The organism is Pseudomonas sp. UMAB-40, from assembly GCF_900095275.1.
GTDB lineage: Bacteria > Pseudomonadota > Gammaproteobacteria > Pseudomonadales > Pseudomonadaceae > Aquipseudomonas > Aquipseudomonas mandelii_B.
Genome location: NZ_LT607566.1, coordinates 157,016 through 166,022, shown reverse-complemented (window position 1 = coordinate 166,022; position 9,007 = coordinate 157,016). Strand labels below are relative to the sequence as shown.

The following is a 9,007-nucleotide window of genomic DNA, read 5'->3' as shown; positions in this document are numbered from 1 at the left end:
GCCGTTGCCCGAGCAAGGCAGCGACACCTTGATCATCGCCGGCGGCTGGGGTGTTTACGCGGCGGCGGAAGATGAGTCGCTGGTGGCCTGGGTGCGTGAACATGCGACGGGGTGTCGGCGGGTGTCATCGGTGTGCACCGGGGCGTTTTTACTGGCGGCCAGTGGTTGGCTCGATGGTCGGCGGGTGGTGACTCACTGGACCCGTTGCGAACAATTGGCGCAGCAGCATCCCCTGTTGCGGGTCGAACCCAATCCGATCTTTATCAACGACGGCCCGGTCTGGACCTCGGCCGGTGTCACGGCTGGCATCGACCTTTCATTGGCGATGGTCGAGGAGGATCTCGGGCGCACGATGGCCCTGGAAGTCGCCCGGCAACTGGTGGTGTTCCTCAAGCGTCCGGGCGGTCAGTCGCAGTTCAGCGTGACCTTGTCCCTGCAAAAGGAAGACAGCCGGTTCGACGAACTTCACGCCTGGATCAGCGAAAATCTCACCATGGACCTTGGAATCCCGACACTCGCCTTGCAGGCCGGCATGAGCGAACGCAGCTTCGTTCGCCATTACCGCGCCGACACCGGCCAGACGCCGGCGCGGGCAATCGAACTGATCCGGGTCGAGACCGCGCGACGCTTGCTCAGTGATACCGGTCTGCCAATCAAACGGGTGGCGGTGCAGTGCGGGTTCGGCAGTGAAGAAACGCTTCGACGCAGTTTCCTGCGGGCCATGGGCGTAACGCCGCAAGCGTATCGCGAGCGGTTTTCTGTCAGCGCTGAAGCAGATCCAGTATTGCCTTGAGTGTCGCTTCGGGCGCTTCTTCGGGAATGTTGTGGCCAACGCCCGCCAGCACTCGTCGCTCATAAAACCCAGTGAAATGTTCGATGTCCTCATCGATCTCCTCGGCCGGTCCGACGCCATCGTCGGCACCACACAGGGAAATCGTCGGGACGCTGATCGGCGGCTGCTTGGTCAGCGCTTTTTCCATCCACTCCAGTGCCGGGTCCCCTGGCGTGTACATGAATCGGTGACGGTACGAGTGAATCACCACCTCGACGAAATCCGGGTTGTCGAAGGCCGGCGCGCTCAGCGGGTAGCGCTCAGGGCCTTTGGCCCAGGTCGGCGACCATAATTTCCAGAGCAATTCGCACAAGTCCCGGCGATTCTTCGTCAGGCCTTCGACCCCGCGCGGGGTGTGAAAGTAATACTGATACCAGAGGCGATGCTCGGTTTCCGGGGCCTGCGGCTGGGTGGAACCGGGGATATTCTGCAGGTTGTAGCCGTCACCGGTCACCAGACAGCGAACCCGCTCCGGCCAAAGCGCCGCCACGATGCACGCCGCCCGACCGCCCCAGTCGTAGCCGCAGAGCGTGGCCTTGGAGATGGCCAGCGCGTCCATCAGGTCCAACAGATCCTGGGCGAGCGCGGCTTGCTGGCCGGAGCGCAGGGTGTCGGGGCTGTTGAAACGGGTCGGGCCGTAGCCGCGCAGGTACGGAACGATAACGCGGTAGCCCCGAACGGCGAGGGCCGGGGCGATTTCGTCGTAGCCGCGTGGGGAGTAAGGGAAGCCGTGGAGGAGGATGATAGGGTCGCCGGTGGCAGGGCCGTGTTCTTCGTAGGCGACCATCAACACCGAGGTTTTGGTGTACTGGATCAACGCTTCATTGTTCATGGGACACTCCAGAAGTGTTTTTTTGAAACGAATGATGCAAATCGACCAGAGTGCCGCCGACTCAGACCTCGACTTCCGCCACCTGGTTGAAGTACTTCGACCGGTCCGGCGTAAACGTCACCACCATCCTGGTCCGCGAACACGTCAGAGGCCGCTCTTCACCCAGGTCAACATCCAGATCTTCCCCACGCAAACCCTGCCACTGGGCCAGGTATTTCAAGGATCCGTACTTTTCGAGTTTCTTCAGGCTGCGGCTGACGCCACCTTTCCAGCCCAGCACCGGCAACTCACCGACAAGGCAGCGTTGGGCGAGTTCGGGGAAACGGGCGGCGCGTTGGCGACCGATTTCCCAGCATTTGATCAGGCCCTTGTCGTGGGCTTCCCACAGTTCATCGCGGTTCAGGCCGGAACGGAGTGGGGAATCGATGGGGCGGTGGATACGCTGGCTCATTCTGCTTCCTTGAATTCGGGTTTTATCGGGCAGCTCCGCTGCACCCGTTGACTGTGGATGGTAGGGGGCGATGTAACGGCTGGCAACAAACGATTTCGGGCTGTTGGAATGGACGGTTTCGGGTGATTGAGCAGGTTTGTTTAATGGTTGTAGGTGCTTGCCCTGCATTCGCCACTGGTTTTGCGGGCAGGCAGTAAGTCCGGTGTATGGCTGACGGCCTCTTCGCGGGCAAGCCTCGCTCCCACAGGTTTCGTGTCCGTCCGCAAAAAGCATGTTCGACACAAGCCCCCTGTGGGAGCGTGGCTTGCCTGCGAAGGAGGCGACGTCGGTTTCAAGGCTGCCAGTAATTCTTCTCCCCACTCAATTTCCGATCCAGAAAACTCGCCGCACTGATCAGCGCCAGGTGCGTCAGCGCCTGCGGTGTGTTGCCCAGATGCCGCGCATGGCTGTCGAACTCTTCGGCGTACAACCCCAGCGGATTGGCGTACCTGAGCAACTGTTCAAACTCCAGGTGCGCCTTTTCCACCTGGCCCGCCCGGGCCAGGCATTCGACGTACCAGAACGAACACGCGGCAAAGGCGCCTTCGGTGCCGCTGAGGCCGTCAATCTGGCTGTCTTCGTTGCGGTAGCGATAAACCATGCCGTCGCGGACCAGGGTTTTCTGGATGGCGTCGAGGGTCGACAACCAGCGCGGGTCCTTGGCGCTGACGAAGCGCACCAGTGGCATCAGCAGCATCGAACCATCCAGCGCGGTGCCGCCGATGTGCTGCACGAAATGCCCGCGTTCTTCGTTCCAGAAGTTGTCCCAGATGTCGGCGTAAATCGCCTGGCGGGTCTGGTCCCAGCGGGCGAACGGCGCGGGCAGGGAGCGTTTGGAGGCCAGGCGAATGGCCCGGTCCAAGGCCACCCAGCACATCAGCCGCGAGTGCAGGAAGTGATGCTGTTCGCCACGCATTTCCCAGATGCCCACATCCTCTTGCTGCCAGGTTTCACAGACTTGATCCACGACTTCCACCGCGTGTTGCCAGCCTTCGTGGGAGATGGCGTCGCCGTATTTGTTGACCAGGTACACCGCGTCCATCAGCTCGCCAAAGATGTCGAGCTGGACCTGATCGTAAGCCTGATTGCCGATGCGCACCGGCGTCGCGCCGCCGTGGCCGGACAGATGCGAGAGCTCGGTTTCCGGCAGTTCCTGGCGACCGTCGATGGCATAGAGGATGTTGAGTTTCTTCGGTTTGCCCTGACAATCGCTGACCCGCCCGCGCAGCCAGCGCATGTAATCGTTGGCTTCCTGAACGAAGCCCAGACGCATGAACGCGTAGACGGTGAACGAGGCGTCGCGGATCCAGGTGTAGCGGTAGTCCCAGTTGCGCTCGCCGCCGGGCGTTTCCGGCAGGCCGAACGTCGCCGCGGCAAGGATCGCCCCGTGTTTGCGCGAGGTCAGCAGCTTCAGGGCCAGGGCGGAACGGTTGACCATTTCCCGCCAGCGACCTCGGTAGTTGGACTGGCCCGTCCAGTCACGCCAGAACTTCAGCGTGCGCTCCAGGCACAACCCGGCGGCGCCTTCCTTGAAACGCGGGTCGTCGATGCCGCCGAGCAGGAATTCCGCGTTCTGGTCCTGTTTGAGGGTGAATTCGGCGACGGCCGCGTTGCCGTCGATACGCAAGGTCTGATCCGATGACAGGCGCAGTGAGGGCTGATCGTCGGCCTCGAAAGCCACGTCTTTTTCATCCATACGCGCGCGGGTCCTGGCGCGAGCGTAGTCATGCCGCACGGCGCAACGCATGTGAAAGGTCGCCTGGCCGCTGACCACCCGAACCCGGCGCATCAGCACCGGCAGATCATCTTCGCTGTCACCGATGGGCAGCAGGTCGGTGACTTCAACCACGGCGCGGTCGCTGAGCCAGCGGGTTTGCAGCACGTTGGTGTCGGGCAGGTAAATCTGTTCGCGGCGGGCATCGGGCAGGTCCGGCGACAATTGGAAAACACCGGCCTCGGGCGTATCCAGCAGCGAGCAGAAGATCGACGGGCTGTCGAATTCCGGCCAGCAGAAAAAGTCGACGCTGCCCTTGTCATTGACCAGCGCCGCGCTGCGCATGTCGCCGATGATGCCGTGAGCATCGATCGCACTTTGTCGCTCGGGATGATGATCAGCCATTGCCGCGAAACTCCGGATAGAGGCTCATGCCGCCGTCGATGAACAGGGTCGTCCCGACGATGTAGTCGGAGGCATCGGAAGCGAGGAAGACCACCGCATTGGCGATGTCCTCGACTTCGCCGACCCGGCCATAAGGAATGAGTTTGAGTAGATCCTGCAGGTGGTCGCCCGAGGTGGCATCGCGATTGATCGCCGTGTGAATTGCCCCCGGTGCGATGCCATTGATGCGGATGCGCTGGTGGCTGACTTCCTGGGCGAGGGTTTGCATCAGCATGTCCACGCCGCCCTTGGACGCGGCGTAATTGACGTGACCGGCCCAGGGAATCCGTTGGTGCACCGAGCTCATGTGGATGATTTTGCCGGCGGCCCGGGACACGCCTTTGCGGATGCCTTGCTTGTTGAAAATCCGCAGGGCGGCGCGGGCGCAAAGGAATTGGCCGGTGAGGTTGACGCCGATCACCTGGTTCCAGTCGGCGAGGGTCATGTCCACGGCTGACGCGTCTTTTTGCATACCCGAATTGGCCACCAGAATGTCCAGCGAACCGAACGCTTCGAGGGTTTGCGCGAACAGCCGTTCGACGTCTGCTTCGTTGGAGACATCGGCACCGAGGGCCAGGGCGCGACCGCCATCAGCGTTGATCTGCCGGGCCAGTGCTTCGGCGGGTTCAGCCTGGGAATGGTAGTTGATCACCACAGCAGCCCCAGCGGCAGCCAAAGCCTTGGCAGCGCCTGCGCCGATGCCGGAACTGGCACCGGTGACGAGGGCGACTTGTTGGTCGAGGGAAATCTGCATCAGCGTGAGCGCCTTGGGTTGAGGGCTTAACTAGCTGACTGACGGGGGCTGGCGAGAGTTCAGGGCAGACCATGAAAAGATCTTAATCTTCGTGCATTCAGCGCAAGCGTTTGATGATCAGGTTGGTCAGTCCATGAAGGCGGTCGGTTCTGCCTGCCAGGGTTTTCAATGCGTCATGTGCTTGCTCACCCAGTTGGTGCGCAAGCTCTGTGGAGCGCTCCAGTCCGAGTACCGAGACATAGGTCGGCTTATGGGCTGCGGCGTCCTTGCCGGCGGTTTTTCCCAGGGTTTGCGTGTCCGAAGTCGCATCGAGAATGTCGTCGACAATCTGAAACGCCAGGCCGAGGGCGGCCGAATAGCGATCCAGGCTTTCGAGGTTCAGCACCGTATGTTCTGCACACAGCGCGCCCATGCGCACGCTGGCCTGGATCAGGGCGCCGGTCTTCATCCGGTGCATCTGTTCCAGCAGCGCCAGGTCGATTTCGGTATCGATGCTGGAGATGTCGATCATCTGGCCGCCAGCGATGCCACTGGAGCCGCACGCCGTGGCCGCTTCGCCCATCAATCGGGCTTTTGTGTTTTCCGGTACCGGCGCCCGACTCAACACTTCAAACGCGCGGGCCAGTAAGGCGTCGCCCGCCAGAATCGCGGTCGCTTCGTCGTATTGCACGTGTACCGTGGCCACGCCACGCCTCAGGGAATCGTTGTCCAGAGCAGGGAGATCGTCGTGTATGAGGGAGCTGACGTGAATCAATTCCAGCGCGGCGCCCACCACATCCAGCGCTTCGAGTGAGGCCGCGGCGGCTTCACCGGCGGCATGGCACAGCAGTGGACGCAAGCGTTTTCCAGCGCCCAACGCGGCGTATCTCATTGCTTCATGCAGGCGCGTCGGATGCTTGTCGCTGGCAGGCAACGCGTGTTTCAGTGCTGACTGGATGCGCTGCACAACCTCTTGCTTCCAGGCTTCGAACGTAAACAAAACCGGAGACGGCTGCTTTTCCGCCAAGGGTGTGGTTGAAACCGTCCGCGAGCGGTCATTCATGAGCGGGTGCTCCTTTTCGCTCGGCAACCGCTTGCTGGCCGGCTAGGGCTTGGTCTTTCCAGGCGTTTAGCCCGGTAGGTCCGATGATTTCGAGCACCCTGCGGAACCAGATAGTGAAGGTCTCGGGCGCAGCGGCAATACGCTGCGCAAGCTCGGGCAGCGTTTGCCGTTGCCAGTCATTGGCTTCTTCGGGATTGGCGACGGGCTCGCAATCGGTGACCCCGACGAATATGTGGCCGTACTCGTACTCGATGAGCTGGTTTGACACCGGCTCACGGTAGAGAAGGGTAAAGACTTTACGCAACGGACACGTGATACCCATTTCTTCAAACAAGCGCCGTTTCGCTGCGGCAGCGGTCCGTTCGCCCGGGCGGGGATGACCGCAGCAGGTATTGCTCCACAAGCCTTGGGAATGGTATTTGCCGAACGCACGCTGTTGCAGCAGCAGGCGGCCGTCGCTGTCAAAAATGAGGATTGAAAAGGCGCGGTGCAAGAGGCCCTGTTGATGGGCTTGCAACTTCTCGGCGATACCTTTTTTACGATCCTGTCGGTCAACCAGGATAAGAAATTCGTCCATAGCCAGACTCCATGGTGTCTTCGCTACCGGACCTTTACTGCTGACCAGACGACGTAGGGAAATTCAGACGTGTACTTGTATAAATCGGAATCTAGTCAAGACTTTTGCCCTCTGCAAATTTCCGTTAGACCGTTTTTCTTGTCTTGTTAAAGCGCCCGCAGGTGTGCCGAACTAAGTGTTCTGTACAAGGTTTGCCCCCTGACTAATTCCCGCCGTACCTCATCCGTTCTCTTGATAGACAACTTTTCGAGGTAAGCCCGGTGACCCAGCTGACATTGCTGTGCCTGCCCTATTCAGGCGCGAGCGCCATGGTCTACAGCCGCTGGCGGCGCAAACTGCCGGAATGGCTCAAGCTGCAGCCGGTGGAACTGCCGGGGCGTGGCGCGCGGTATGGCGAGCCGTTGCACACCGACATGCGACGCTTGGCGCTGCAGCTCGCCCAGGAACAAAAAGCCACGCTTAAGGCGCCATACGCATTGTTCGGTCATAGTCTGGGCGCGTTGCTGGCCTGTGAAATGGCCCATGCGTTTCGCTCGCTGGGCTGCCCGGAACCAGTGGCGCTGTTCGCCTCGGGCACGGCTGCACCCACCCTGCGGGCCGACTACGATCGCGGTTTCGCCGAGCCCAGGACCGATGCCGAGTTGATCGATCAACTGCGCACCCTCAATGGCACCAGCGAAGAAGTGTTGGCCAATGAAGAGCTGATGAGCCTGACGCTGCCGGTCCTGCGTGCGGACTTCCTGCTGTGCGGGCGCTTCGAGCCGCAGCAGCGTCCCTTGCTCAAATGCCCGGTGCACGTGCTCGGCGGCAAAGATGATCGGGCCACCACCGAGCAGTTGATCGGCTGGAGCAAGGAAACCCACGGCAGTTTTTCCGTGGACATGCTGGCCGGCGGGCACTTCTTTATCCATGAGCACGAGGCCAAGGTGCTGCGGGTGATCAAGGATCAGCTCGACGTGCATCATCGCCGGCATGGCTTGATGGCCGTCAGCTAACAGATCTCAAGCTTCACCCAATACCTGTGGGAACGGCGGTGCGACGATTCGACTTGCCCGCGATAGCGGTCGGACATTCAGCATCAGTGTTGACTGATATGCCCCCATCGCGGGCAAGCCCGCTCCCACAGTGATCGTCGGCGTGCTCACAGACTTCGCTTCACCCTCCTTCCTGATACTTGTTCTCATTCGCTAATTTTTCCGGCCTGCATTCGTTTTATAGGGACGACGTGCCTTTGTGCTTCCCGCCACTGATCCGGATGCTTAGAAATGAATGCTGAAGACTCCTTGAAACTTGCTCGCCGGTTTATCGGGTTGCCCCTGGAAAAGCGCCAGATGTTCCTTGCGGCCTTGCAAAAGGAAGGCGTTGATTTCGCCCGGTTCCCCATTCCTGCCGGCGTCGAAGCCGAGGATCGCCAGGCGCTGTCGTATGCCCAGCAACGCATGTGGTTTCTCTGGCAGCTGGACCCGCAAAGCGGCGCCTACAACCTGCCCGGCGCGGTGCGTCTGACCGGGCGTTTGAGCCTGCCGGCGCTGGAGCAAGCCTTTGCCAGCCTGGTGGCGCGTCACGAAACCCTGCGCACGGTGTTCCAGCGCCAGGCCGACGACACGTTGCTGCAAGTGCCGGCCAGCGCGCCGTTGGTCATCGATCATGTAGATTTCAGCGCGTTATCGGCCACGGAGCGCGAAGTGGCCGTCGCCCAAGTGGCGGAGCAGCAATCGGTGTTGCCATTTGATCTGTCGGTCGGCCCGCTGCTGCGCGTCACCTTGCTCAAGCTCGCCGCCGAAGAACACGTCTTGCTGCTGACCCTGCACCACATCGTTTCCGACGGCTGGTCGATGAACGTGCTGATCGACGAATTCATCCGCTGCTACAACGCCTTTGAGGCGGGTGCGCAACCGCCACTCGCGCCATTGCCGATCCAGTACAGCGACTACGCCTTGTGGCAACGCCGCTGGCTGGAGGCGGGCGAGCAGGCGCGTCAACTCGACTACTGGCAGGCGCAACTGGGTGACGAGCATCCGGTGCTGGAACTGCCCACCGATCACCCGCGCCCGGCGATGCCGAGCTATCGCGGCACCCGTTACGAATTCGCGGTCGACGCACAACTGGCCGAGCAATTGCGGGCCACGGCGCAGAAACACAACATCACTCTGTTCATGCTGTTGCTCGGCGCCTTCAACGCGCTGTTGCATCGCTACACCGGACAGACTGACATCCGTGTCGGCGTGCCGATTGCCAACCGCAACCGCGCCGAGATCGAAGGCCTGATCGGCTTCTTCGTCAACACCCAGGTGTTGCGCACCCGACTCGACGGCCAGACCC

Annotated in this window: 9 protein-coding genes; 3 read left to right on the top strand and 6 right to left on the bottom strand. The window is 61.3% G+C overall.

Going from position 1 to position 9,007, the window contains the following annotated elements; all coding sequences use genetic code 11:
- A partial coding sequence (locus K0F88_RS22045; protein ID WP_257605318.1) for a GlxA family transcriptional regulator occupies window positions 1-793 on the top strand: 793 nt, incomplete at its 5' end.
- On the opposite strand, the gene K0F88_RS22040 is transcribed toward K0F88_RS22045, so the two are convergent.
- The 6 genes from K0F88_RS22040 to idi all read right to left on the bottom strand — a co-directional run bounded on the left by K0F88_RS22040 (window position 762) and on the right by idi (window position 6,685).
- Entirely contained in the window at window positions 762-1,664 is a 903-nt protein-coding gene (locus tag K0F88_RS22040; protein WP_094468262.1) for an alpha/beta fold hydrolase, read from the bottom strand. The two genes, K0F88_RS22045 and K0F88_RS22040, sit on opposite strands and share 32 nt — an antisense overlap.
- 61 nt (window positions 1,665-1,725) lie before the next feature.
- On the bottom strand, window positions 1,726-2,115 hold the full coding sequence (locus tag K0F88_RS22035; protein ID WP_094468261.1) for a hypothetical protein: 390 nt from the start codon (window positions 2,113-2,115) through the stop codon (window positions 1,726-1,728).
- A 331-nt stretch (window positions 2,116-2,446) separates the two neighbouring features.
- Window positions 2,447-4,273 (bottom strand): glycoside hydrolase family 15 protein, encoded by a 1,827-nt coding sequence (locus K0F88_RS22030; RefSeq protein WP_219096525.1) that lies wholly within the window; start codon window positions 4,271-4,273, stop codon window positions 2,447-2,449.
- Window positions 4,266-5,066, bottom strand: a complete 801-nt coding sequence (locus tag K0F88_RS22025) for a glucose 1-dehydrogenase (protein ID WP_094468259.1) — start codon at window positions 5,064-5,066, stop codon at window positions 4,266-4,268. Before K0F88_RS22025 ends, K0F88_RS22030 begins: the two co-directional genes overlap by 8 nt.
- A 97-nt stretch (window positions 5,067-5,163) precedes the next feature.
- Window positions 5,164-6,108, bottom strand: a complete 945-nt coding sequence (locus tag K0F88_RS22020) for a polyprenyl synthetase family protein (RefSeq protein WP_219096524.1) — start codon at window positions 6,106-6,108, stop codon at window positions 5,164-5,166.
- A complete protein-coding gene (gene idi / locus K0F88_RS22015; RefSeq protein WP_219096523.1) occupies window positions 6,101-6,685 on the bottom strand; it encodes an isopentenyl-diphosphate Delta-isomerase in 585 nt (194 codons plus the stop codon). Before idi ends, K0F88_RS22020 begins: the two co-directional genes overlap by 8 nt.
- A 260-nt stretch (window positions 6,686-6,945) precedes the next feature.
- On the opposite strand from idi, the gene K0F88_RS22010 reads away from it, so the two are divergent.
- Both K0F88_RS22010 and K0F88_RS32525 read left to right on the top strand, forming a co-directional pair.
- The gene (locus K0F88_RS22010; protein ID WP_094468257.1) at window positions 6,946-7,680 is read left to right on the top strand and encodes a thioesterase II family protein; all 735 of its coding nucleotides are present in this window, start codon (window positions 6,946-6,948) and stop codon (window positions 7,678-7,680) included.
- A 270-nt stretch (window positions 7,681-7,950) separates the two neighbouring features.
- Window positions 7,951-9,007 (top strand): condensation domain-containing protein (locus K0F88_RS32525; RefSeq protein ID WP_257605317.1); only part of this gene is annotated, 1,057 nt, incomplete at its 3' end.

Coding starts and splice junctions, on each gene's coding strand:
- K0F88_RS22040 (WP_094468262.1), bottom strand. CDS start 1,664: ATGAACAATGAAGCGTTGATCCAGTACACCAAAACCTCGGTGTTGATG.
- K0F88_RS22035 (WP_094468261.1), bottom strand. CDS start 2,115: ATGAGCCAGCGTATCCACCGCCCCATCGATTCCCCACTCCGTTCCGGC.
- K0F88_RS22030 (WP_219096525.1), bottom strand. CDS start 4,273: ATGGCTGATCATCATCCCGAGCGACAAAGTGCGATCGATGCTCACGGC.
- K0F88_RS22025 (WP_094468259.1), bottom strand. CDS start 5,066: ATGCAGATTTCCCTCGACCAACAAGTCGCCCTCGTCACCGGTGCCAGT.
- K0F88_RS22020 (WP_219096524.1), bottom strand. CDS start 6,108: ATGAATGACCGCTCGCGGACGGTTTCAACCACACCCTTGGCGGAAAAG.
- idi (WP_219096523.1), bottom strand. CDS start 6,685: ATGGACGAATTTCTTATCCTGGTTGACCGACAGGATCGTAAAAAAGGT.